This window comes from Burkholderia sp. Ac-20392, assembly GCF_017104585.1.
GTDB classification, from domain to species: domain Bacteria; phylum Pseudomonadota; class Gammaproteobacteria; order Burkholderiales; family Burkholderiaceae; genus Burkholderia; species Burkholderia lata.
Genome location: NZ_JAAGPB010000093.1, coordinates 1 through 22,709 on the forward strand (window position 1 = coordinate 1; position 22,709 = coordinate 22,709).

General features: G+C 66.7%; 23 protein-coding genes and 1 pseudogene. 19 read left to right on the forward strand and 5 right to left on the reverse strand.

Annotated elements, in window-relative coordinates:
* Positions 1–73: 73 nt before the first annotated feature.
* The 8 genes from G3N99_RS13605 to G3N99_RS13640 all read left to right on the forward strand — a co-directional run bounded on the left by G3N99_RS13605 (position 74) and on the right by G3N99_RS13640 (position 7,517).
* Positions 74–1,402: an MFS transporter gene (locus G3N99_RS13605; protein ID WP_206122628.1), complete on the forward strand. Its 1,329-nt coding sequence runs from the start codon at positions 74–76 to the stop codon at positions 1,400–1,402.
* Between the two features lie 16 nt (positions 1,403–1,418).
* Positions 1,419–1,994 (forward strand): alpha/beta hydrolase, encoded by a 576-nt coding sequence (locus tag G3N99_RS13610; RefSeq protein ID WP_206122629.1) that lies wholly within the window; start codon positions 1,419–1,421, stop codon positions 1,992–1,994.
* 321 nt (positions 1,995–2,315) lie between these two features.
* The gene (locus G3N99_RS13615) at positions 2,316–3,482 is read left to right on the forward strand and encodes an extracellular solute-binding protein (protein ID WP_174934094.1); all 1,167 of its coding nucleotides are present in this window, start codon (positions 2,316–2,318) and stop codon (positions 3,480–3,482) included.
* Between the two features lie 49 nt (positions 3,483–3,531).
* Entirely contained in the window at positions 3,532–4,611 is a 1,080-nt protein-coding gene (locus G3N99_RS13620; RefSeq protein ID WP_206122630.1) for an ABC transporter ATP-binding protein, read from the forward strand.
* Between the two features lie 37 nt (positions 4,612–4,648).
* Entirely contained in the window at positions 4,649–5,518 is an 870-nt protein-coding gene (locus G3N99_RS13625) for a sugar ABC transporter permease (protein WP_174934090.1), read from the forward strand.
* Complete coding sequence (locus G3N99_RS13630) at positions 5,518–6,450, forward strand: ABC transporter permease (RefSeq protein ID WP_206122631.1); 933 nt, start codon at positions 5,518–5,520, stop codon at positions 6,448–6,450. Before G3N99_RS13625 ends, G3N99_RS13630 begins: the two co-directional genes overlap by 1 nt.
* A 128-nt stretch (positions 6,451–6,578) precedes the next feature.
* Complete coding sequence (locus tag G3N99_RS13635; protein WP_174946016.1) at positions 6,579–7,016, forward strand: hypothetical protein; 438 nt, start codon at positions 6,579–6,581, stop codon at positions 7,014–7,016.
* Positions 7,017–7,304: 288 nt separating this feature from the next.
* Positions 7,305–7,517, forward strand: coding sequence for a hypothetical protein (locus G3N99_RS13640; RefSeq protein WP_006497261.1), 213 nt, complete (start codon positions 7,305–7,307; stop codon positions 7,515–7,517).
* Between the two features lie 290 nt (positions 7,518–7,807).
* On the opposite strand, the gene G3N99_RS13645 is transcribed toward G3N99_RS13640, so the two are convergent.
* Positions 7,808–8,773: a D-2-hydroxyacid dehydrogenase gene (locus G3N99_RS13645; RefSeq protein WP_206122632.1), complete on the reverse strand. Its 966-nt coding sequence runs from the start codon at positions 8,771–8,773 to the stop codon at positions 7,808–7,810.
* A gap of 251 nt (positions 8,774–9,024) precedes the next feature.
* Between G3N99_RS13645 and G3N99_RS13650 the strand changes: the two genes are divergently transcribed.
* From G3N99_RS13650 to G3N99_RS13685, 8 genes are all read left to right on the forward strand, one after another.
* Positions 9,025–10,215: a CoA transferase gene (locus G3N99_RS13650; RefSeq protein WP_174934082.1), complete on the forward strand. Its 1,191-nt coding sequence runs from the start codon at positions 9,025–9,027 to the stop codon at positions 10,213–10,215.
* 23 nt (positions 10,216–10,238) lie between these two features.
* Entirely contained in the window at positions 10,239–11,201 is a 963-nt protein-coding gene (locus G3N99_RS13655; RefSeq protein ID WP_206122633.1) for a hydroxymethylglutaryl-CoA lyase, read from the forward strand.
* A gap of 22 nt (positions 11,202–11,223) precedes the next feature.
* Positions 11,224–11,607, forward strand: coding sequence for a VOC family protein (locus G3N99_RS13660; RefSeq protein ID WP_206122634.1), 384 nt, complete (start codon positions 11,224–11,226; stop codon positions 11,605–11,607).
* A gap of 248 nt (positions 11,608–11,855) precedes the next feature.
* Entirely contained in the window at positions 11,856–12,683 is an 828-nt protein-coding gene (locus tag G3N99_RS13665; protein WP_206122635.1) for an alpha/beta hydrolase, read from the forward strand.
* 86 nt (positions 12,684–12,769) lie between these two features.
* On the forward strand, positions 12,770–13,663 hold the full coding sequence (locus G3N99_RS13670; protein WP_206122636.1) for a LysR family transcriptional regulator: 894 nt from the start codon (positions 12,770–12,772) through the stop codon (positions 13,661–13,663).
* Between the two features lie 178 nt (positions 13,664–13,841).
* Positions 13,842–14,315, forward strand: a complete 474-nt coding sequence (locus G3N99_RS13675; protein WP_206122637.1) for a cupin domain-containing protein — start codon at positions 13,842–13,844, stop codon at positions 14,313–14,315.
* 27 nt (positions 14,316–14,342) lie between these two features.
* Positions 14,343–15,434 (forward strand): PhzF family phenazine biosynthesis protein, encoded by a 1,092-nt coding sequence (locus G3N99_RS13680; RefSeq protein WP_241011620.1) that lies wholly within the window; start codon positions 14,343–14,345, stop codon positions 15,432–15,434.
* Between the two features lie 256 nt (positions 15,435–15,690).
* Complete coding sequence (locus G3N99_RS13685) at positions 15,691–15,882, forward strand: hypothetical protein (RefSeq protein WP_206122638.1); 192 nt, start codon at positions 15,691–15,693, stop codon at positions 15,880–15,882.
* Between the two features lie 67 nt (positions 15,883–15,949).
* On the opposite strand, the gene G3N99_RS13690 is transcribed toward G3N99_RS13685, so the two are convergent.
* From G3N99_RS13690 to G3N99_RS13700, 3 genes are all read right to left on the reverse strand, one after another.
* Positions 15,950–17,413 (reverse strand): MFS transporter, encoded by a 1,464-nt coding sequence (locus G3N99_RS13690; RefSeq protein WP_206122639.1) that lies wholly within the window; start codon positions 17,411–17,413, stop codon positions 15,950–15,952.
* Between the two features lie 381 nt (positions 17,414–17,794).
* Positions 17,795–18,409: a peptide chain release factor H gene (gene prfH, locus G3N99_RS13695; RefSeq protein ID WP_174989256.1), complete on the reverse strand. Its 615-nt coding sequence runs from the start codon at positions 18,407–18,409 to the stop codon at positions 17,795–17,797.
* Positions 18,403–19,551, reverse strand: a complete 1,149-nt coding sequence (locus tag G3N99_RS13700; protein ID WP_174934067.1) for an RNA ligase RtcB family protein — start codon at positions 19,549–19,551, stop codon at positions 18,403–18,405. Before G3N99_RS13700 ends, prfH begins: the two co-directional genes overlap by 7 nt.
* 15 nt (positions 19,552–19,566) lie before the next feature.
* Here G3N99_RS13700 and G3N99_RS13705 point away from each other — a divergent pair, with 15 nt between their 5' ends.
* The 3 genes from G3N99_RS13705 to G3N99_RS13715 all read left to right on the forward strand — a co-directional run bounded on the left by G3N99_RS13705 (position 19,567) and on the right by G3N99_RS13715 (position 22,329).
* Entirely contained in the window at positions 19,567–19,776 is a 210-nt protein-coding gene (locus tag G3N99_RS13705) for a hypothetical protein (RefSeq protein WP_206122640.1), read from the forward strand.
* Positions 19,777–20,284: 508 nt separating this feature from the next.
* Positions 20,285–21,154: an RNA ligase family protein gene (locus G3N99_RS13710; protein ID WP_174989258.1), complete on the forward strand. Its 870-nt coding sequence runs from the start codon at positions 20,285–20,287 to the stop codon at positions 21,152–21,154.
* A 41-nt stretch (positions 21,155–21,195) separates the two neighbouring features.
* Entirely contained in the window at positions 21,196–22,329 is a 1,134-nt protein-coding gene (locus G3N99_RS13715; protein WP_206122641.1) for an AAA family ATPase, read from the forward strand.
* Positions 22,330–22,389: 60 nt separating this feature from the next.
* On the opposite strand, the pseudogene G3N99_RS13720 reads toward G3N99_RS13715, so the two are convergent.
* Positions 22,390–22,709, reverse strand: a pseudogene (locus tag G3N99_RS13720) (hypothetical protein); the annotation flags it as partial.

The following is a 22,709-nucleotide window of genomic DNA, read 5'->3' on the forward strand; positions in this document are numbered from 1 at the left end:
TACTCCGGACCACGGAGCGGGGCCACGCAAGCCGCGCCGGAGCACGACCGCTCTGGTGCCGGAGGAGACACGCATGCTGATCCATCATGTCGAGCCGTCGATGCAGGACGTCGCCGCCGCCGGCCGGCGCGCGCCCGCGTATGCGTGGCTCGTGTTCGGGCTGACCGTCGGCCTGCTGCTGTCGGACTACATGTCGCGGCAGGTGCTCAACGCCGTGTTCCCGCTGCTCAAGCACGCGTGGGCGCTGTCGGACACGCAGCTCGGTTCGTTGTCCGGCGTCGTCGCGCTGCTGGTCGGGCTGCTGACGTTTCCGCTGTCGGTGCTCGCCGACCGCTTCGGGCGCGTGCGCAGCATCGTGCTGATGGCCGCGTTGTGGAGCGTCGCGACGCTCGGCTGCGCGCTGTCGACCAACTACACGGAGATGCTCGTCGCGCGCGGCCTCGTCGGGCTCGGCGAAGCCGCGTACGGCAGCGTCGGCGTCGCACTGATCCTCAGCATCTTTCCGGCACGGCTGCGCGCGACGCTGACCGGCGCGTTCATGGCCGGCGGCGCGTTCGGTTCCGTGTTCGGGATGGCGCTCGGCGGGCTGGTCGGCGCGCATCTCGGCTGGCGCTGGTCGTTCGGCGTGATGGCCGCGCTCGGCATCGTGCTGCTCGTCGCGTATCGCTGCGTCGTGACCGAACGACGGCTCGCCGCGTATCGCATTGAACCGTGCCGGCGTGACGCCGGCACGCCGCACGACCTGCGCGGCAACGTGCGCGCGCTGATGTCGGGGCTGTTCGCGTCGCGTTCGGTGATCTGCGCCTATCTCGGCAGCGGGCTGCACCTGTTCGTGCCAGGCGCGCTGTTCGCGTGGCTGCCGAGCTACCTGAACCGCTACTACGCGATGGCGCCCGACCGCGCGGCCGTGCTCGCGGCCGGCTTCGTGCTGCTCGCGGGTGTCGGGATGGTCGGCTGCGGAATCGTCACCGACCGCGTCGGCAAGACGGACGGCAAGCGCAAGTGGCTGACCGCGATCGCGTATTGCGTGCTCACGGGCGTATGCCTCGCGATTGCGTTCCGGCTGCCGCCCGGGCCGCTGCAGCTCGCGCTGATCTGCGTGGGCATGCTGGTCGGCGCGGGCGCATCTGGTGCATCGGGCGCGATGGTCGCGAACCTGACGCCCGCCGCGATCCACGCATCGGCGTTCGCGACGCTCACGCTCGCCAACAACCTGCTCGGCATGGCGCCGGGCCCGCTGCTGACGGGGTGGGTCGCCGATCGCGCCGGGCTCGTCGGCGCACTGCAATGGATTCCCGTCGTGCCGCTCATGGCCGCCGTGCTGTTCGCGATCGGACGCGCGAGCTACGTGGCCGATCTCGCACGCGTCGAACGCGAACGGCGCGCGTCCCAACTTTCCTGAACGCTTCGGAGACTGCATGACCCTGACGACCGCCCCCACCATCCTGATCGTGCCCGGCTTGCGCGATCACGTCGAAGACCACTGGCAGACGCACCTCGAACGGCGCCTGCCGAACGCGCGCGCCGTCGCGCCGCTGGAAGCCGACAAGCTGAGCCGCGCCGCGCGCGTCGCGGCGCTCGATGCGGCGCTGGCCGAGATCGACGGCCCCGTGATCCTCGTCGCGCACAGCGCGGGGGTGATGATTACGGTGCACTGGGCAAGGCAGGCCACGCGCAAGATTCATGGCGCGCTGCTCGCGGCGCCGGCCGATCTCGAGTCGCCGATGCCCGCCGGTTATCCGGCGCCCGATGCGATCGCCGCGAACGGCTGGACGCCGATACCGACCGAACGGCTGCCGTTTCCGAGCATCGTCGCCGCGAGCCGCAACGATCCGCTCGCGCGTTTCGAACGTGTCGAGGCGCTGGCGGCCGGGTGGGGCGGCAAGCTCGTCGATCTGGGGGAGGTCGGGCACCTGAACCCGGCGTCGGGGTATGGCGAGTGGCGGGATGCGGAGCGGTTGATCCGCGAAGTGGCCGCACTCGGCGCGGCCTGATCGACTGACTGAATGTCTTCATCTTCCGCGCGCCGCGCCCGACCGGGTGCCCGGCGCGCGCGCCGTCACCGCCGCGTCGCGATGCGGCCCCGAGCCGATTCCCTTGCGCCGCTCACCGAGATACGACGTCTTAACACGCGATGCAATTGGCTTCGCACGGCTCTCCGGCAGCGGTCTGCGCGTAAATCGTCAATAAACGGAAGGTGTTTGTCAGGGAAAGTCCCGCCCCGTTCGCCGTGGTTTTTTGTTGACCGACATCGTATAACGCCGTCATGATTTCCTGAAAAGAAAGGTCCCATCCACCGACCGAAGTGAGGAGACATGAACGCCACCACGATCGCTCGCCGTGTCCGCCGGATCGCACTCGCCCTGGGCTTCACGCTGTCTGCCGCGGCCGCCGTTGCCGCTCCCGTCTCGCTGAACATCGTCGATGTCGCAGGCAACCTGCAGCTCACGCAGAAGGCCATCGAAGCCTTCAAGGACAAGAACCCGAACCTCGTATCGAACGTCACGTTCACGAACGCGCCCGCGCCGCAATTGCCGGGCAAGATCAAGGCGATGCAGGCGGCGGGGCGCTCCGACATCGACCTCGTGCTGACGGGCACCGACGCGCTGGCCGCCGGCATCGAGCAGAACCTGTGGCAGAAACTGCTGCCCGACGACGCGGCCGCGTTCCCCGGCGTGCTCGACAAATACGCGCCCGGCCCGCGCAAGATGCAGGATCTCGCGCAGGGCTACGGCCTCGAAGTCACGTACATGCCGGCCGGCCCGCTGCTCGAATACAACCCGGCGAAGGTCAGCAATCCGCCGAAGACGCCCGATCAGTTGCTCGCCTGGTGCAAGGCGCACCCGAACAAGCTGATCTACGCGCGCCCGGCCAACTCGGGCCCCGGCCGCACGTTCCTGATGGGGCTGCCGTACGTGCTCGGCGACAAGAATCCGCAGGACCCGATCAACGGCTGGGACAAGACCTGGGCGTTCCTCAAGGCGTTGAACGACTGCGTGCCGTACTACCCGGGCGGCACGTCGGCGGTGATGAAGGAGCTCGGCGAGGGCACGCGCGACATGACCGTGACCGTCACCGGGTGGGATCTCAACCCGCGCGCACTCGGCATCGTGCCGGCCGAATTCAGGATCCAGGCATTCGACAACATGACGTGGGTCAACGACGCGCACTACATGGTGATCCCGAAGGGCGTGCCGAAGGAAAAGCTCGACGTGCTGTTCAAGCTGATGAACTTCCTGCTCGAACCGGCGCAACAGGCGATGACCTACGACGACGGCTACTTCTATCCGGGCCCGGCCGTGAAGGGCGTGACGCTCGAGATGGCGCCCGCGCACAGCCAGGAGGTCGTCCGCAAGTTCGGCCGCCCCGAGTACGCGAAGCTGCTTGCGGATCGCCCGCACGTGCAGCCGCTCAGCGCGCAGGCGATGGTCGCCGCGTTCCAGAAGTGGGATCGCGAGATCGGTTCGCAGAAGTCGAAGTAACGCATGGACCGGCGGGCGCCGCGGCGCCCGCGTCGATGGAGTTCGCGCAATGAAGCACAGTTTCGAACGGCTGCGGCTCGATGGCGTGTGCCGCAGTTTCACCAATGCGGAAGGTGCGCAGGTCGCCGCGCTTGACGGGCTCGATCTCGAGATCCGGCGTGGCGAATTCATCGCGCTGCTCGGCCCGTCGGGCTGCGGCAAGTCGACCGCGCTCAACTGCATCGCGGGGCTGCAGCCGCTCACAAGCGGCGGCATCTGGCTCGACGACACGCGCATCGACGTGCTGCCGCCCGAGCGCCGCGGCTTCGGGATGGTGTTCCAGAACTACGCGCTGTTTCCGCACATGTCGGTGCTCGACAACGTCGGCTTCGGCCTCAAGATGCGCGGCGTGCCGAAGCAGGAAACGCGGCGGCGCGCGCAGCAGGCGCTCGAACTCGTGCAGCTCGTCGGTCACGAGGGCAAGCTGCCGGGGCAACTGTCGGGCGGGCAGCAGCAGCGCGTCGCGATTGCGCGTGCGATCGTGATCGAGCCGCCGCTCGTGCTGATGGACGAACCGCTGTCGAACCTCGACACGAAGCTGCGCATCGAGATGCGCGCCGAGATCCGCCGCATCCACACGCAGCTCGAACGCGCGACGATCTACGTGACGCACGACCAGGACGAGGCGCTGTCGATGGCCGACCGCATCGTCGTGATGAAGGAGGGTGTGGTGCAGCAGGTCGCGACGCCGAAGGACGTCTATACGCGCCCGCACAACCTGCACGTCGCGCGCTTCATGGGCTATCGCAACGTGCTGCCGTTCACGCTCGAAGGGATGGCCGGCGATTACGTGAGCGTCGCAGCCGGCGGCGTTCGCCTCACCGGCGTGCCGATGGCCGGCTTCGACGCGAAGGACGTCTCGGTCGCGCTGCGCCCCGACGACATCGAGCGTGCGGACGAAGGCGGCGACAACACGTTCGACGCGACCGTCGAAACGGTCGAGTACGGCGGTCGCGATTCGCTGATCCGCGCGGTCACGCCGTTCGGCCCGATCTGGGCACGGGTGGCCGGCGAATTCGCGGAAGGCGAGCCGCTGCGGCTGCGCGTTGCGCCGTCGCGTACGCTCGTCTATCCGGGAGCGCCGAAATGAGCGGCGTGGCCGCGGCGCGGGTACACCGGGAGGCCGCATGAGCACGCTCCCGGCCGGCACGCCGCGCGACGCGAAGGCCTGGCTCGTCACGCCCGCGCTCGGTTTCATCGTCGCGCTGTTCGTCTATCCGTTCGCATACGGCCTCGTGCTGTCGTTCCAGCCGATGAACGGCGGCGGCGCACTCGCGAACTACGTGCAGTTCTTCACCGACACCGCGATGTGGCCGACCGTGCTCGTCACGCTGAAGCTCGCGGTGCCGGCGACGCTGATCAATGTCGGCATCGCGGTGCCCGTCGCGTTCGCGCTGCGCCGCAACTCGCCGTACCAGAAGTTCGTCACGACGCTGCTCGTGATTCCCGTCACGCTCGGCACGGTGCTCGTCGCCGACGGGATGCTCACGTATTTCGGGCCGAACGGCTGGTTCCCGCAAGCGCTGCAGGGGCTGCACCTGTACACCGACGAAGTGCGCCTCACGCACAACTACTGGGGCGTGCTGCTGTCGCTGATCGTGTCGGGCTTTCCGTTCGCGTTCCTGCTGATGCTGTCGTACATCAGCGGCATCGACCCGACGCTCGCGCGCGCGGCCGCGACGCTCGGCGCGAACCCGTGGCAGCAGTTCCGGCAGATCTACCTGCCGCTGCTCGTGCCGGGGCTCACGATGGCTGCGTGCCTGTCGTTCGTGCAGGCGTTCTCGGTGTTCCCGTCGGCCGTGCTGCTCGGCGCGCCGGCCGGGCCCACGCGCGTGATCTCGATCGCGGCGGCGGAAGCCGCGTTCGAGAGCTACGACTATTCGCTCGCATCGGCGATCGCGATCGTGATGGGCTTCGTGCAGTTGCTGGTGGTCGCGTCGATGCTCGGCGCGCGCCGCTTCTTCTATACGGGCGCGGTGACGGGAGGCAAGGGCTGATGGCGACCGACAATCATCCCGCCCGCACCTGGCCGCCGAAGCACGATGCGCCCGATGCGCCGGGTGAGCGGCCCGTCGACGCGAGGAAACCGCAGAAGATGACAAGCAATCTCGCCGGCCGCGCATGGAAGGCGCTCGTGTGGGGGCTGATGGCGTTCTTCCTGCTGAACGTGATGCTGCTGATCGCGACCGTCGCGGTGAATTCGATCGCGACCCGCTGGTTCGGCACGCCGCTGCCGCAGGGCTTCACGCTGCACTGGTACGCGAAGGCGTGGGAGGACTTCCAGCTCGCGAGCGTGCTGTGGGTGACGGTCGAGGTCGTCGGCGCGGTCGTGCTGCTGTCGATCGCGCTCGGCGTGCCCGCCGCGTATGCGCTCGCGCGCGTGCAGTTTCGCGGCAAGCGCTTCGCGCTGCTGGTGTTCCTACTGCCGCTGATGGTGCCGCCCGTCACGTACGGGATCCCGATGGCCACCGTGATGTACAAGGTCGGGCTCGCGGGCACGCTGCCCGGCGTGATCCTCGCGAACCTCGTGCCGGCACTGCCGTTCGTGATCCTCGTGATGACGCCGTTCATCGAGCAGATCGACCCGAATCTCGAGTCCGCCGCACGCATCTTCGGCGCGAACACGTGGCGCTATTTCCGCTACGTGCTGCTGCCGTTGCTGGTGCCCGGCATGCTCGCGGCGGGGCTGCTCGTGCTGGTGCGCACGATCGGGATGTTCGAGCTGACCTTCTTCACCGCGGGGCCGAGCACGCAGACGCTCGTCGTCGCGCTGTATTACGCGGTGTTCTCGACCGGCGTGCGCGCGCCGCAGTCGATCGACGCGATGGCGATGATCTACATGGCGATCACGCTCGTGTGGGTCGTGATCGCGCTGCAGTTCGTGAGCCCGACGCAGCTCGTCAGCCGCGTGAAGCAGGAGCGGCAATAGGCGAGGGCTAGGGCGACGCACGGGCACGCGATGCCGCTTGCGCATCCGTGCAATTGGTTACAAATGGATACCGCGCACGACACGCGGACGTTGCAGACTACGCGGCGTTCACCCGATTACGGATATCCATGAAGTTCCACACGCTGCTGACACTCGCCGGTGCATCGACGCTGCTGGCCGCCTGCAACCTGCTCCACGACGGCCCCGGTTCGAGCGACGTCGACGCCGCCGTGCGCCGCGCACTCGAAGCGGAAAACCACGGCGGCCTGAACGCGCTGTTCGGCCAGCCGCTGCCCGTCTCGGCCGATGTCGTGTCGGCGAAACCCGACGGCGACTGCAAGAAGCTCGGCGATCGCACGTACTCGTGCGACGTCGTGGTCACGTGGCGCAATGCCGACTACAAGCCGTCGCGCGCGAACCTGACCTTCGTGGAGGCCGCCGACGGCTCGTGGCAGACGTCCGGCGTCGACGCAGCGATCGTCACCGGCACCGCGAAATCGCTGGTCGACGAGATCGGCAAGGCGTGGCCCGGCAACGCGGCGAGTGGGGCGTCGGCGCCGCAGTGATGCGCCGGCGGCGCGGCTCTCCCTGATTCCGCGGGCAAACGACCTCGTCCCTGCGGGCCGCACTCGTCCCGTTTCATCAAGCCATCGATACGCTCGCCCATGCTGGCACGACCATCGCCGGAGGGCGCCATGCGACGCGCATGACAGGCGTTCCGACACCGATTCACCGAAAAAGGGGCGCGAGCACCTGGCCCGCGAAAGACCGAACGCATCCTCGGTATGCGGGCCGGGTTATAGGGAAAACCCTTATTTCGAGATATAATCACGGCCTAAGAGATAGGTCGAACCATGCCTGAACGTTTCCAAACCCTTGAAAAATTTGTGTTTTCCCTCGTCGTGATGTCCGCAGTCGTGTGCTCGGCATTCCTCGCGTACGAGCGTCACCCCGAGATCAAGATCGCGCTGCACGAAGGCGAAGCGCTGATGCGCGAGAGCGCCAAGTACTCGGTCATCTGCTCGCCGTCCAAGGTCGATCCTTGCGTCGAGATGTCGGCTTACTGACATTCGCGTCGATAGCGGCGCGCGACTATCGAAACGGACGTTTTCAGTATTCGTCCCATTCAGTTTCAGACTGGCCCTGCAGCGCTGGCGGTACGGATTCCTTGAAGTAGAACCACCCATCAGGAATTCGGAAACCGGCCGCAAGCCAGGGCGGATGCACGAACCCGTTACGTGCCGAGTCGCTGGCGTAAGCAGCCCCCGAATTCAGCCGGCCCCGCTTCGAGCCATCGAGCGGGGCCGTTCTGTTTGCGCGGCTCAAATCAACGCCGCAGCGCCCAGCGCCGCGCATGTCACACCACATGCCGCGGCGTGCCATCCACGAACGCGGCGACATTGTCCACGAGCTGATCGGCGAGCGCCTGCATCGCTTCGTCGCTCGCCCACGCAACGTGCGGCGTCAGGACGAATGCCGGATGCGACAGGATCGCGTGGAACGGATGCGCGGCCGGCAGCGGCTCCTGCGTGACCACGTCGAACCCCGCGCCCGCGATCTGCCCCGACTGCAATGCGTCGACGAGCGCCCTTTCGTCCACGAGCCCGCCGCGCGCGGTATTGATCAGCAACGGCCGGCGCGCCATCCGCGCGAACGCGGCCGCGTCGATCAGGTGCCGCGTCGCAGGTGTGAGCGGGCAGTGCAGCGTGATCACGTCGCTGTCGCGCAGCAGCGTGTCGAGCGGCACGTAGTCGTCACCTGACACATCGCCGTGCGCCGCGAACCGCACACGCATGCCGAGCGCACGCGCGATGCCGGCCACCGCGCGCCCGCGCCCGCCGTCGCCGACGATCCCGAGCGTCGCGCCGGCCAGGTCGCGAATCGGATAATCGAAAAAGCAGAACTGCCCGCTGTCGAGCCAGCGCCCCGCACGCACCGCATCGCGGTACGCGACGAGGCTGCGGCGCAGCGCGAAGATCAGCGCGAACGTGTGCTCGGGCACCGTGCGGGCCGCATACCCGCGAATGTTGCTCACGACGATGCCGCGCGCCGCGCACGCGTCGAGATCGACGATGTCGGTGCCCGTCGCGGCGATCGCGATCATCCGCACGCGCCGCGCATCGGCAAGCGCCGCCGCGTCGAGCCGCACCTTGTTGGTCACGACGATGTCCGCGTCGCCGATGCGCGCGGCAATCTCGTGCGCGGCCGTCCGGTCAAAGGTCTGCAACACATGAGGAAACGGGAACGGCTTCAGCACGGTGTGCGGCGACAGCGTCGCGCGATCGAGAAACACGATCTTCGCGGGAGAGGAAACAGAAAACATGGCGGGTCTCGCTGACAGGCGCCCGGCGGGCGCGGAACGGGTTCGATTCTGCCGGCGGCGCGCATACCGTCGTTTGACCGTTGCGCGAGTGCGCTTTCCCGGATGGAAAGGCTGACGCAACGCCTGCGTGAAGGGACGCAGCGCACGCCTTTCCGTTTCGGAAAGGCTGGTTGAGCATCGATCGATTTTCGTGGGACGCGAACACCGTCATGATCGCCGTCATCGACAACACGATTTCATCGGAGACAGCCATGACACGCCCCCTGGACGGCATCCGCGTACTGGAACTCGGCCAACTGATCGCCGGCCCGTTCGCGGGCCGGATGCTCGCCGAATTCGGCGCCGACGTGCTCAAGGTCGAGCCGCCCGGCCTCGGCGACCCGCTGCGCAAATGGCGGCTGCTGCACGACGGCACGTCGGTCTGGTGGGCCGCGCAGTCGCGCAACAAGACCTCGCTCACGCTCGACCTGCGCACGCCCGAAGGGCAGGACGTCGTGCGCCGCCTCGTCGCGGAAACCGACGTGCTGATCGAGAACTTCCGGCCCGGTACGCTCGAAGGCTGGGGTCTCGGCTGGGACGCGCTGTCCGCGATCAATCCGGGGCTCGTGATGCTGCGCGTGTCGGGCTTCGGCCAGACCGGCCCGTACCGCGACCGTCCCGGCTTCGGCGTGATCGCCGAAGCGATGGGCGGCCTGCGGCACCTGACCGGCGAGCCCGGCCGCACGCCGGTGCGCGTCGGCATCTCGCTCGGCGATTCGCTGTCGGCGCTGCACGGCGTGATCGGCGTGCTGCTCGCGCTGCGGCATCGCGAGCAGCAGGGCGGCAAGGGGCAGGTCGTCGACGTCGCGCTGTACGAGTCGGTGTTCAACATGATGGAAAGCCTGCTGCCCGAATACTCGGCGTTCGGCGCCGTGCGCGAGGCGGCCGGCAGCAGCCTGCCCGGCATTGCGCCGACCAACGCGTACCGCTGCCGCGACGGCAAGTACGCGCTGATCGCCGGCAACGGCGACAGCATCTTCCGGCGCCTGATGGAGCTGATCGGCCGGCCCGATCTCGGCAACGATCCGGCGCTCGCGCACAACGACGGGCGCGTCGCGCAGGTCGAACGCATCGACGCGGCGATCGGCGAGTGGAGCGTTCAACACGATCTCGACGCCGTGCTGGCCGCGCTGAACGAAGCGCGCATCCCGTCGGGACGCATCTACGACGTGGCCGACATCGCGGCCGATCCGCATTACCGCGCACGCGACATGCTCGTCGATGCTGCGTTGCCCGACGGCACGCCAGTGCTCGTGCCCGGCATCGTGCCGAAGCTCGGTGCGACGCCCGGGCGCATCGAACACGCGGCGCCCGCGCTCGGCGCGGATACCGACGCGGTACTCGAATCGCTCGGCATCGATGCGGCGACGCGCGGCGACTGGCGCACGCGCGGTGTGATCTGAGCAGCGGAAACAGGAGAAGACAAATGAACGGACAACGCAAACGGCTCTACCTCCACGAAGTCGCGACCCGCGACGGTTTCCAGAACGAAGCGGCATTCGTCGACACCGACGACAAGATCGCGCTCGTCGACGCGCTGAGCGCGTGCGGCTACGCGAAGATCGAGGTCACGTCGTTCACGTCGCCGAAGGCGATCCCCGCGTTACGCGACGCGGAGGCCGTGATGCACGGCATCGCGCGCGCACCGGGCGTCGTCTATACGGTGCTCGTGCCGAACGTGCGCGGTGCCGAGCGCGCGCTGTCGTGCGGCGTCGACGAAGTGAACCTCGTGATGTCGATGAGCGAAAGCCACAACCGCGCGAACCTGCGGATGACGCGCGAGCAATCGTTCGCGCAGTTGCGCGACGTGATCGACGCGGTACGCGGCACGGGTGTCGCGATCAACGTGTCGCTGTCGACCGCGATGGGCTGCCCGATGGAAGGCGACGTGCCGACTGAAGGCGTGCTCGCGTGGATGCAGCGCTTCGCGGATCTCGGCGTGCATGGCTTCACGCTGTGCGATACCACGGGCATGGCGTTTCCGTCGCAGGTGCGCGACCTGTCGACACGCGCACGCGAGCGCTTCGGCGCGCTGCAGCTCACGCTGCACTTCCACAACACGCGCGGGATGGCGCTCGCGAACACGCTCGCGGCGCTCGACGCCGGAATCGACCGCTTCGACGCGTCACTCGGCGGGCTCGGCGGCTGTCCGTATGCGCCGGGCGCGACCGGCAACGCGTGCACCGAAGAACTCGTGCACATGCTCGAACTTGACGGCTACGATACGGGCATCGATCTTGCGGCCGTGCTGGCCGCGTCGGCCCGGCTGCCCGCGCTGATCGGGCATGACGTGCCGAGCCAGATCCTGAAGGCCGGGCGCCGCTCGGATCTTCATCCGCCGCCGCGTGCGGACGCCGGCGACATGCCCGCGCAGCGCGCGTTCTCATGACCAACGAACAGGAGCAAACCTCATGGCGCTGATTGACCACCTCGACCATCTCGTGCTGACCTGCGTCGATCCCGACAAGACGAAGCATTTCTACACCGAGGTGCTGCAGATGCAGCTCGAAACCTTCGGCGCCGGCCGGATCGCGTTCCGCTTCGGCAACCAGAAGATCAACCTGCACGTGCGCGGCGCGGAGTTCGAACCGAAAGCGCATGTGCAGGCGCCCGGCGCGCTCGACCTGTGCTTCATCGCGTCGGTGCCGCTCGACGACGTGATTGCGCACCTGAAGCGCGTCGCATGGCCGATCGTCGAAGGGCCCGTCGAACGCACGGGCGCGACGCAGAAGATCCGGTCGGTCTACGTGCGCGATCCCGACCTGAACCTGATCGAGATCTCCGAGTTGATCTGAGCACCGGCGCACCGCCGGCCGTATCGTGCCTTGGCACGCGCGTGTGCGGACCGGATCACGGCGCGGCCGCATGCCGCACCGATCTTCCGCCGAAAACGGACAGCCGGTTTCCGCACTCGCCGATTCCGGATAGCAGGCCCGACCCGCGCTGCGGATAATGCATGCATCGGCGACTGAGAAGCCGCCTTCGCACCGGACGCGACGCTTGTTGCGTCCGCGCTTCCGCAACTCGACCCAGGCGATTCCCGATGACGATCCTCTATCGCGGCATGGACCGCGCGGCGCTCGACGCCGCCTATCTGAACACGAAGGTGGTACCCGATTTCCCGGCGTTGCTGGCGTCGATGCAGGCGCGCAGTGCGACGCTCCATGAAGGTGCGTCCGGCCGGCGCGACCTGCGTTACGGCGCGCAACCCGCGCAGCGTTTCGACTGGCTGACGTGCGGTCAGCCCGATGCGCCGCTGTTCGTGTTCATTCACGGCGGCTACTGGCAGCACTGCGCGAAAGAGGATTTCGCGTACGCGGCGAGCGGGCCGCTCGCGCGCGGTTTCGACGTGATACTCGCCGAATACACGCTGGCGCCGGTCGCGACAATGACCGACATCGTCGGCGAGATTGGCGCGCTGCTCGACTACCTGGCGAACGACCCCGACGGCCTCGGCACTGCGAAGCGGCCGATCCACCTGAGCGGCCATTCGGCCGGCGGCCACCTGACGGCCGTGCACCGCGCGCATCCGGCCGTCGTCTCGGCGCTCGCGATCAGCCCGCTCGTCGATCTCGAACCGATCTCGTTGTGCTGCCTGAACGACAAGCTGCAGCTCACCGCGCACGAAGTCGAAGCGTACAGTCCGCTGCGCCATGTCGGGCCCGGCGCGCCGACGGTCGTTGCGGTCGGCGCTGCCGAGTTGCCCGAACTCGTCCGGCAAGCGCGCGACTACGCGACGGCGTGCGATGCGGCCGGCGAACGCATCGTCCACGTCGGGCTCCCCGGCATGCAGCATTTCGATGTGCTCGACGATCTCGCGAAACCGGACGGTGCGATGCTCGCCGCATTGCAGTCGATCGCGCCACGCTAGGCATGCCGTTTCGCGCGGAATCGGCCGGGCGTATGATCGTCGTCAGGCCGCCGCGCTGACGGCATGGTTTTCCCAGGACCCACGACATGGTGAACCCGCTTCATTTCGATCTGCAGTCGCTGCGCGTGTTCGCGCTCGTCGCCGAGCACGGCAGCCTGACGAAGGCGGCCGAACATGGCCAGCTCACGCTGTCCGCGGTCAGCAAGCGCATCGCCGAACTCGAAAGCGTGACGGGCAGTGCATTGTTCGTCCGGCATGCGCGCGGTGTCGAGCTGACGCCCGCGGGCCGCGCGCTGCTCGACCATGCTGCGAAGGTGATCGAACAGGTCAACCGGATGGCGCACGAAATGAGCGACTACGTCGCCGGCGTGCGCGGCCATATCCACGTGTGGACCAACACGTCCGCGATCGTCCAGTTCCTGCCCGCCGATCTCGCCGCGTTCCTCACCGACAATCCGGGCATCAAGGTGAGCCTCGCGGAACGGCTGAGCCACGAGATCGTCGACGCGCTCACGTCGGGCAAGGCCGATCTCGGCGTGTTCGCCGACAACGTGCCGGCCCCCGGCATCGAACGGCGGCAGTACCGGCGCGACGAGCTCGTGCTGCTCGTGCCGCGCACGCACCGGTTCGCCGCGCGCGACAGCATCCGCTTCGCGGATACGCTCGACGAGGACTACGTGGGGCTCAGCGACGGCAGTTCGCTGCTCGCGCGCATGACCGACGCCGCGTTCGCGGTCGAGCGCTCGCTGAAGCTGCGGATCCAGGTATCGAATTTCGACGGCGTGAGCCGGATGATCGAGGCGGGACTCGGGATCGGCATCCTGCCGCGCGATGCGGTGACCGGCGAGCGCGCGGCGCGGCTCGGGGTCGTGAAGCTCGAGGACGCGTGGGCGACGAGAACGCTGTGGGTGGGGGTGAAGGCGGGTACCGTGCTGACGACCGATATCGCGAAACTGTTCGATTTCATGTCGGCGCGGTGAGGCGGGGCTGCCTCCGAGTCCGTGTCTCCGACACGATGCATCGAGAATTCAAAGATCATCAAAGTGATTGTGGTACACGGTCAATCGCAGACAGGTTGATTATTCCAATCAAGATTGACGTCCCGCTCGTGAATTCACAAGATTCCGTCTGTCAATATCGACTGAACGGGGATTGCGAATGAACCCACTCGAAGCCTGCATGGTTGCCGCCGATGCCGCGCCGCGCACAAAACCTTCAAACTACCCGGAGCCGTTCGCATCTCGCATGGCGGGGCGGGAGAAGAAACCGCTTGGCGATCCGTTCAGCTTGAGTCAGTTTGGTGTGAACCTGACGACCTTGAGTCCGGGCGCGGTGTCCGCTTTACATCATCAACACTCGAAACAGGACGAGTGGGTGTACGTCCTCAGCGGTGAAGTCACGCTCTACGTCGGCGACGATCAGTATCAGATGCAGCCGGGAATGTGCGCCGGCTTTCGCGCGAACGGCGCGCCGCACCACATGCAAAACAATTCGACGCGTGACGCCACGATCATCGAGGTCGGCAGTAGAGTCGCAGGGGACGCAGTAAGCTATGCAAGCGACGACCTGGTCGCGGTGATGAATTCAACTGGCCAATGGGTTTTCGAACACAAAACCGGTGAGCCGTATTGATCCCAATGTCTGGTCAACGGCAAGCGTATGCGGGCAACGTGGTGTGGGGCCGATATCCAGCTGCAAGGAACAGCCACCACGAGCAACAATCAGGCAGGAAAGTACCGGTTGGCAGGTTCCGCCGATTGCACCGCATCGGCCGGTTGCAGCCCGTCGGCGCCGACCGTAAGATCGACGATCATCGACACGAACGTATGTGTTCGTCGCCCTTCGTTTGAGTTTCGTCCATTGGGAGGACTAGTGCGAGTTGAGGTTCAAATCGTCAATGCTTTGACGGACGGAAAAGTCGGGGGCAATCCTGCAGGCGTGGTGATTGATGCCGATGCGCTGACCGCAGACCAGAAGCTGCATGTTGCCCAACAGGCCGCATTGTCGGAAACCGCATTCGTGTCGAAATCGGATATCGCGACGGTCAAGCTGGAATTTTTCACGCCGACGCGGCAGATCGCTCATTGCGGCCACGCCACGATCGCCACATTTTCCCTCTTGAGAGAACTCGGCAGGGTAGGTGACGGCAAGTCGTCGAAAGAGACGATCGACGGATGCAGAGACATCGTGATCGATGGCGATACCGTTCTGATGGAGCAGCGCTCCCCAACCTATCGTTCAATCGACGCAGACTCCCCGCTATCCGCAAGAATCGCGCAATCGCTGGGCGTATCGACTGCCCAAATCCATGGCGTCGAAAGCCCGACCGTCGTCAACACCGGCAACAGCTTTCTGATGATCGCGTTGCCCGACGAGCAGTCCGTGACTGCAATTCGTCCGGACCAGCACGCGATTGAATCGATCAGCGACGAGCTTGATCTGATCGGCTATTACGTATTCTCGACGACGACGAAAATACCCGGGCGCCATGCAGGCGCCCGCATGTTCGCGCCGCGCTTCGGCATTGCCGAAGAGTCGGCGACCGGAACCGCAGCCGGGCCGCTGGCGTGCCTGCTATACGAACGGATGGGGGCAGGCGACACGGAAATGGCCATTGAACAAGGGCGCCTGATGCAGCCACCTTCGCCGAGCGTCATCAAGGTCATCCTCGATGTCGACAGCGGCAAGATCTCGCGATTGATGGCCGGCGGCACCGGGGTCGTCATGCGGTCGATCACTGTCGAGATCTGATGTTGCGTCGATCCTCCGCTTCCCGGATGTCCGAACGGCTTCAAGGAGGCGGTTGATCACGTTGCCAATTGCGTCAGCGACATCTGCCGCCTTGTGATGTCGACGCCCATCCCGATCGAGTCCCTTTCGTGCTAGCTCGCCATGAACTCTCCTCCCGATCTCTTTTACGACGATATGGCCAGTTCCTATCATCTGATTTTCGATGACTGGGAGAAGGCATCAGGTATGGGATTGGCACGATGATCGGCGTTACACCGTGCATCTCTACATCACGCATGCGACAAGCGACGGTCACTGGCAATCGAAGCATTTCATCGGTCGCTACCGCGGCATCACGCCTGATGAACTGGCGGCTCACTTGCGAAACGCCCGCTTCGAGCATGTCCGCGTGCTCTCGCCTGACACTACCGGTTACTACCAGCCCATCGTGGTTGCGACCGCGGCCTAGCTGCGTGGCAGTGACCGCTCAATCATGATGAGGGAACGCGTCCCCGCGCCCCCTCATCGGCAACCGCTCAAACCGGATTGATCTCATCCTGGCTGCGCCGCGTAGTCAGCGGCCCGAGCACGCGCAACGTGACCGCGACGATACCCAGCGCGACCGAGATCACCCCGAACATCGCACCCGCGCCATAGCTGCCAAGCACCGGCAACAACATGAACGGCAGCACGCCGCTGACGATGCGCGACAGCGCATAGGTACTGCCGATCGCCGTCGAACGAACACGCGCCGGGAAAATCTCCGCCTGATACACGTGATACGCGTTACTGAACACGTTCGACGCGCAGGTCGTCAGGAACCCGAAGCCGACGATCAGCACGGTATTGCCCGAATACGCGAAGCACAGCCCGAACACGGCGATCGACAGGATCGACACGATCACGAGCGTGCGGCGCTCGATCCAGTTGAGCAGCGGAATCGACAGCAGCGAGCCGACCGGATAGCCGATGAACGACAGCGCGATGAACAGCGTACTGTCCGTCACGTCGAAGCCGCGGCTCTTGACGACCGTGCCGGCCAGCGTACCGAACCCGTAATAACCGAAGCCCTGAAACAGGTGAAAGATCGCGAGCATCAGGTAGCGCGCGCCGTACGGTTCGCGCCGCAGCAGTGCGATACGCTCGCCGAGCCCGAGCGGCCGTTGCGGCTCGATCGGTTCCGCGAACTGCTCGGGCACGCTCACGCCGGTGCCTTCCGCGAATCGTCGCAAGGCCGCGTGCGCATCGGCGGTGCGCCCCTGCGCGAGCAGCCAGCGCGGGCTCTCCGGCAACCGGTGCTGGACGAGCATCACATACACGGCGCCGAGGCTGCCGATCGCGAGGATGATGCGCCAGCCGGCCACGCCGCCCACATGCAACGGGTTCAGCCACAGCGCGAGGAACCCGACGAGCGGCACCGCGACATAGGAAGTCGTATAGGCCCACGCGGCGAGCCTGCCGCGCTTTTCCTTCGGCAGGATCTCGGACAGGAAGCTGTCGGCAACCGGATAGATCGCGCCGACGCCGATGCCGGTCAGGAACCGGCACGCAACGAGCATGTCGGCATTCACCGAAAACGCGCCGACCAGCGAGAACGCGCTGTACCACGTGAGCGTCAGCAGGAACGCCTTGCGCCGGCCGATGCGGTCGGCGAGGCTGCCGAGGCACATCGCACCGACGAACATGCCGATGAACGCCGATGCGAGCAGCAGCTTGAAATCGGTGCTCTGGCGGCTCAGCCCGTACTCGTTCTGCAACGCGGAACCGATCGTGCTGACGAGGAAGATCTCGTACATGTCGAAGAACAACCCGATGCCGATCACCCAGACGACGAACCGGTGCAATGCGCCAACCGGCAGGTCGTCCATGAAATCGCCGAGCGTGACGCGACGGGCGGGGAGGGCCGACGCATCGGCGCCGACGCCGGCGGCAGCGGCCGGCGGTCGTGCGGATGCGGGTCCGCCCGCGTTGCCGCCGAGATCGAGGGAATGGCTGTTCATCGTGTCTCCTGATTATCGATACGCCGTGGCGCAAGGCCCGGCCGTTCGCGACCGGCGCGATGCGCCCGGTCGCACGACGTGGCGGCAGGCACCGCGGGGCCGTGAAAGGGCCGGATAGGCGGGCTGTACCGATCGTCCGACACATGGTGGGCAAATCCGCGGCACGTGATAATTGCGGATGTTTCAAGCGTCCTTTCCTGCGCAGAAAGGGTCCGGAACACGCGGCAGCCGGCAGGCGCGCGGCAGGCCCGTGCAGCCTGCCTGGCGCGCGGTCATGCACCGGAACCGGTTGCGCGCTGGCGCAACCGGCAGGCCGGGAAAACCATGAGGCCGCTTGCGTGACCGCCGGCGCAACAACCGCCGGCGGCCAGGCGTGCGTGCTCAGTCAGCTGGCACGAACGCCGTCCCGTGAAACACGCGCACGGGGTTGCCGCGCTCCAGCGCAAAGTGCTGCATCCGCCGCTGCCGGCGCGCATCGGACGCGTGACGGTCGGCTTCCTGCTGCAGTCGAACCTGCAGCAACTGCAGCGCCAGGCGCTTGTTCGCGTGCTGGCTGCGCTCGCTTTCCACGCGCACCGACAGGCCGGTCGCGACATGGGTCGCACGAATCGCGGAGCTCGTCTTGTTCACGTGCTGGCCGCCCGGCCCGCGTGCGCGCATCGCGTCGAACCGCACGTCGCCGTCCGGCAGCGGCTGCGCGTCGGCACAGCGCGTGACGCCGATGAACCAGTTCTTGCGCGGATGGCGCAACCGGTACGGGCTCGCGCAAATCCATTGCAGCGTGCCGGTCCAGCGGTCCGCCAGCGCCTGCGCGCCAGCGCCGTCGAGATCGAGCAGCGCCGAACGCAGCGTGCCGGGCCGTTCGCCCGGCTGCGCATCGAGCACCGTGACGACGACACGCTGCGCATCGGCTTCCGCCTGCAGGCGCCGCAACGCATTGGCCGCGGCCAGCTGGCACTCGAGCGGGCCGTGCGCCGAAGAAATCTGCATCAGCATCGGCCAGCCTCCCCGGACGTCTTGTAGGTCAGCACCGGCGCGAGCCGAGCCAGCTTGCGCAGCAGGCCGGCCGCTTCGAGCGCGTCGACGACACTGTCGATCGGCTTGTAGGCCTGCGGCGCTTCCTCGTACAGCAGTTCGCGGTCTTCGCAGATCACATGGCTGCCAAGCGGCGTGCGCGTGAGCTGCGACGGCGTGAAGCGCCGTTCGAGGCGCCCCTTGCAATCGCCACGCGCCCACTTGCGGCCCGCACCGTGCGCCAGCGACGCCAGGCTGTCCGCATCGTCGGGCCGCACCGGCGCGACAAGGTAGCTGTAGTCGCCGCGCGACCCGGGAATGACGACCGGCCCCGCGTCGGCCGGCGTCGCACCTTTGCGATGCAGCCAGCCCGGCTCGCCGTCGACAGTCGCGCGGCTCACCAGGTTGTGGTTCACGTCGAGCACGCATCGGCCATCGGTGCGCCAGCGGGCCAGCATGCGCCGCGCGATCAGGTCGCGATTCGCGATCGCGTAGCGCAACGCCGCATCGTGACGCGCGAGGTACGCCGTGCACGCGGCATCCGTGTCGTCGAGGCCGTTGTAGCCGTGCGCGCGCATGTGTTGTTCGAGGATCGACTGGCCGAAGCCGCGCGACCCGCTATGCACGAGCAACAGCAGGCGATCGGGATCGAGGTCGAGCGCCTGGACGGCATCGGTGTCGTACACCGCGTCGATCCGCTGCGCTTCCGCGAAATGATTGCCGCTGCCGATCGTGCCGAGCGATGCCGCGTACGCGTGATCCGCGAACCCGGCGGCCGCAATGAGCGGCTGCCAGCTTGCATCGGGCGTGGCGTCGATCGAGCCGAGCCGGCCTGCGAGCTTCGACGCGCTGACGCGCCGCGCATCGAGCGCGGTTTGCCACAACGCCATCCCGCAGCCGATATCGCCGCCGATCAGGGCCGGATACAGCTGGCCCGTCGAGAAGAACGCGGCGCCAACCGGGTAGCCGCGTCCGGGGTGAAGATCGGGCATGCCGGCGACGCGCCGCATGCCGGGGAGGGTGGCAGCATGTTCGAGCTGCCGGATGGCCTCACCTTCGATCCAGGTGGTGGCGCATGCGCACAACGTGATGCGCTCGCCCAGGTATTGCATGGAATTGCCCATGGAGGATTCCGTTCGATGAAAGAGGTGAACGGCGGGCCATGGCGCAGGCAGCGCACACATGCGCTGCCCGACATCGGAAGTCGGGAAGAGGGCGGCACGACCGGATCGGAACGACCCGGCTCATCGCCGAAATGGCGATGCGTGGTGCTGCTTGGCGTGAACGATGAAACGAACGGACGCGAAAAACCCGAACTACGACCCGCGACGGGAGGAGTGTTGGCGTGACGTCATGATTTTTTTCTCCTTGCGAGTGAGGGGTTGATCGGAATGGCGGCGACTCTAGCATGCACGCGACGGGCGCAGCAAGCGGGTAGCGCGGCGTTGCCCATCGAATCATCGCTCGATGTGGCGAAAAACACACACATAGGAATCCAGATCATTCCCGGGTCGATGGCGCGCACGGCACGCCGCAGCAGGCATTCGACCCACGCCGACAACCGCAACGGCTGTACCCGACCACGCTTGACAGCGCAAAAACCGTTTCGTAGCATCCGCCTGCTTCATCCCTGAACCCTCATCGAATCGGTGATCCAAGTGCCCGCAAACGTTCGTCCCTTCGCCTGATACGCCGACGACTGCCGTCCCGGCCGCGTGTCGTCCTGCCCGTTTCCGTCTGCCTCGCGGCGCCGGAACAGCGATCGCAGGGCCGCGCCCGGACACGCACTGACACCGTAACGCACCCCCATCGTTCGTTCACGTCGTCGGCTTTTTCTGATGTTTCCGGAGAAAGACCATGACGCTGGATTTTCGCGCCTACGCGCAATCGCTCGACCTCGCTCGCTACCCGCGTACGCCGCACCTTGAAGGCTCGCGCCTGCAGGACGGCGACGAAGGTCACGACCACGTTCCCTATCGCACCCTCGCGGGCGCCCGTCTCGTCGTCGAGGAAAAGCTCGACGGCGCGAACACGGGCATCAGTTTCAGCCCGGCGGGCGAACTGCTGCTGCAGTCGCGCGGCCACTATCTGGCCGGCGGCGGCCGCGAGCGGCAGTTCGGGTTCGTGAAGACCTGGGCCGCTGCCCACGCGGGCTGGCTGCTCGACCGCCTCGGCGATCGCTACGTGATGTACGGCGAGACGATGAGCAAGAAGCACGCGGTGTTCTACGACGCGCTGCCGCATCACTTCTTCGAGTTCGACGTGTTCGACCGTGCAACGGGCCGTTTCCTGTCGACACCCGCGCGCCGCGCGCTGCTCGCCGACGGGCCGGTGCTGTCGGTGCCCGTGCTGTACGAAGGCGTCGCGCCGGCACGGCTCGCGGACCTGAAGGCCATGCTCGGCCCGTCGCTCGCGAAGACGCCGGACTGGCGTCGCGCGTTCGAGGAAACCGTGCGGCGGCAGGGGCTCGATCTTGCGCGTGCATGGCAGCAGTGCGACAAGTCGGCGCGCTCCGAAGGGCTCTATGTCAAGGTCGAGACGGACGACACGACAACCGCGCGCCTGAAGTGGGTGCGCCACGATTTCGTGCAGGCCATTCTCGAATCGGCGCGCCATCACTCGGAGCAACCGTTCATCCCGAACCTGCTCGCGCCGGGTGTCGACCTGTATGCGCCGCGCCCGACGGTCACGTGGACATCGCGCCGCGCTGCGCACCCGAATGAATGAATGCGGAACGGCCGAGCGCCGTTTCGAGAGGAGTCTTGATCATGAAGTACGAACAATTGCAGGCGCTCGTGCCGGCACCCGGCCGGCTGCCGGACTATCGCGCGTGTCTCGCGGCGTTTCCCGCGCTCGAACACGCGAAAGCGACGCAGCAAGAGCCCGCGCACCACGGCGAAGGCGACGTGTGGACGCATACGATGATGGTGATCGATGCGCTGCTGGCACTGCCCGAATACCAGGCCGCGTCGCGCGCCGACCAGGAGATCGTGTTCATGGCCGCGCTGCTGCACGACATCGCGAAGTACAGCACGACGGTCGTCGATCCCGTCACCGGTGCGATCGGCCATCCCGGCCACTCGCGCAAGGGCGCAATCGATGCACGGATCGCCCTGTGGGATGCCGGCGTGCCGTTCGCGGTGCGCGAGGCGATCTGCCGGATGATCGCGGTGCACCAGGTGCCGTTCTTCGCGATGAGCGGGTCACGCCGCGGCGCGCCCGAGTTCATCGCGCGCGAGCTGTCGTGGCAGGTCAGCCTGCCATTGCTGTGCCTGCTCGCCGAAGCCGACATTCGCGGGCGCATCTGCGACGACACGCAGCGCGTACTCGACAACATCGAACTGTTGCGTGAACTGGCAAGGGAAGAGGGCTGTTACGGCCAGCCGCGTGCATTCGCCGACGCGCACACCGCGCTCAGCTACTTCCGTGGCGCGGACGTGCATCCCGACTATCCGCTGTTCCGTACACCGGGCTCGCAGGTCGTCGTGATGTCGGGCTTGCCCGCGTCGGGCAAGAACACGTGGGTCGCGCGGCATCATCCGGATCTGCCGGTCGTGTCGTTCGACGATGCGCGCGATGCATTGGGGCTGCGTCATGGACAGAACGAGGGCGCCGTCGCGCACCATGCGGTCGACGCCGCGAAGGCGCTGTTGCGCGCGCAGAAGCCGTTCGTGTGGAATGCGACGAACCTGTCGCCGCTGATGCGCAAGAAGACGCTCGATCTGCTGTTTGCGTACAACGCCGACGTGACGCTCGTCTACCTCGAACGGCCGCGTGCCGAACTGTTGCGTCGCAATGCACGGCGCGACACGTCGCTGACGAATCGCGCGCTCGAGGCGATGCTGCTGCGCTGGGATCTGCCGCTGCCGACTGAAGCGCACGCGGTGCGGTACGAAGTCTGATGCGACAGCGTCACGACACGAGCCGGTGCGCCGCAACTCACCGCGGCGTACCGGCTCGCTTCATTTCAGCGATGGATTCTGCTGCGTCGCGCAAGCGCGCAGTTCGGTAACGAGATCGGTCTTGCCGAGCTTTTCGAACAGATCGGCCATCTCCATCTGCGCGACCGGATCGCCTTCGCGCGTCGCGCGCCACCGTAGCGACACAATCATCCCGCTCATGCCCTCGCCGGGCGTTTCGCCGTCGTAGCCCGACATCGCCTGCAGGACATCCGCGAGCTTGTTGTAGCCGGCCGGCACGTGATGAACGAGCAGCCAAGCGATCGCCGGCTGCGCGCCTTCCCAATCCTCGTCATCGAGCGAACTGCTCGCCAGGCGCGCGG

What these genes read in the sequence shown, in the direction of transcription:
- G3N99_RS13665 (WP_206122635.1), top strand. Translation starts at nt 11,856, where the DNA reads ATGACGATCCTCTATCGCGGCATGGACCGCGCGGCGCTCGACGCCGCC.
- G3N99_RS13670 (WP_206122636.1), top strand. Translation starts at nt 12,770, where the DNA reads ATGGTGAACCCGCTTCATTTCGATCTGCAGTCGCTGCGCGTGTTCGCG.
- G3N99_RS13645 (WP_206122632.1), bottom strand. Translation starts at nt 8,773, where the DNA reads ATGTTTTCTGTTTCCTCTCCCGCGAAGATCGTGTTTCTCGATCGCGCG.
- prfH (WP_174989256.1), bottom strand. Translation starts at nt 18,409, where the DNA reads ATGCTGATGCAGATTTCTTCGGCGCACGGCCCGCTCGAGTGCCAGCTG.
- G3N99_RS13680 (WP_241011620.1), top strand. Translation starts at nt 14,343, where the DNA reads ATGCGGGCAACGTGGTGTGGGGCCGATATCCAGCTGCAAGGAACAGCC.
- G3N99_RS13625 (WP_174934090.1), top strand. Translation starts at nt 4,649, where the DNA reads ATGAGCACGCTCCCGGCCGGCACGCCGCGCGACGCGAAGGCCTGGCTC.
- G3N99_RS13705 (WP_206122640.1), top strand. Translation starts at nt 19,567, where the DNA reads ATGAAAGAGGTGAACGGCGGGCCATGGCGCAGGCAGCGCACACATGCG.
- G3N99_RS13635 (WP_174946016.1), top strand. Translation starts at nt 6,579, where the DNA reads ATGAAGTTCCACACGCTGCTGACACTCGCCGGTGCATCGACGCTGCTG.
- G3N99_RS13640 (WP_006497261.1), top strand. Translation starts at nt 7,305, where the DNA reads ATGCCTGAACGTTTCCAAACCCTTGAAAAATTTGTGTTTTCCCTCGTC.
- G3N99_RS13710 (WP_174989258.1), top strand. Translation starts at nt 20,285, where the DNA reads ATGACGCTGGATTTTCGCGCCTACGCGCAATCGCTCGACCTCGCTCGC.
- G3N99_RS13690 (WP_206122639.1), bottom strand. Translation starts at nt 17,413, where the DNA reads ATGAACAGCCATTCCCTCGATCTCGGCGGCAACGCGGGCGGACCCGCA.
- G3N99_RS13610 (WP_206122629.1), top strand. Translation starts at nt 1,419, where the DNA reads ATGACCCTGACGACCGCCCCCACCATCCTGATCGTGCCCGGCTTGCGC.
- G3N99_RS13620 (WP_206122630.1), top strand. Translation starts at nt 3,532, where the DNA reads ATGAAGCACAGTTTCGAACGGCTGCGGCTCGATGGCGTGTGCCGCAGT.
- G3N99_RS13605 (WP_206122628.1), top strand. Translation starts at nt 74, where the DNA reads ATGCTGATCCATCATGTCGAGCCGTCGATGCAGGACGTCGCCGCCGCC.
- G3N99_RS13700 (WP_174934067.1), bottom strand. Translation starts at nt 19,551, where the DNA reads ATGGGCAATTCCATGCAATACCTGGGCGAGCGCATCACGTTGTGCGCA.
- G3N99_RS13715 (WP_206122641.1), top strand. Translation starts at nt 21,196, where the DNA reads ATGAAGTACGAACAATTGCAGGCGCTCGTGCCGGCACCCGGCCGGCTG.
- G3N99_RS13660 (WP_206122634.1), top strand. Translation starts at nt 11,224, where the DNA reads ATGGCGCTGATTGACCACCTCGACCATCTCGTGCTGACCTGCGTCGAT.
- G3N99_RS13675 (WP_206122637.1), top strand. Translation starts at nt 13,842, where the DNA reads ATGAACCCACTCGAAGCCTGCATGGTTGCCGCCGATGCCGCGCCGCGC.
- G3N99_RS13615 (WP_174934094.1), top strand. Translation starts at nt 2,316, where the DNA reads ATGAACGCCACCACGATCGCTCGCCGTGTCCGCCGGATCGCACTCGCC.
- G3N99_RS13630 (WP_206122631.1), top strand. Translation starts at nt 5,518, where the DNA reads ATGGCGACCGACAATCATCCCGCCCGCACCTGGCCGCCGAAGCACGAT.
- G3N99_RS13650 (WP_174934082.1), top strand. Translation starts at nt 9,025, where the DNA reads ATGACACGCCCCCTGGACGGCATCCGCGTACTGGAACTCGGCCAACTG.
- G3N99_RS13655 (WP_206122633.1), top strand. Translation starts at nt 10,239, where the DNA reads ATGAACGGACAACGCAAACGGCTCTACCTCCACGAAGTCGCGACCCGC.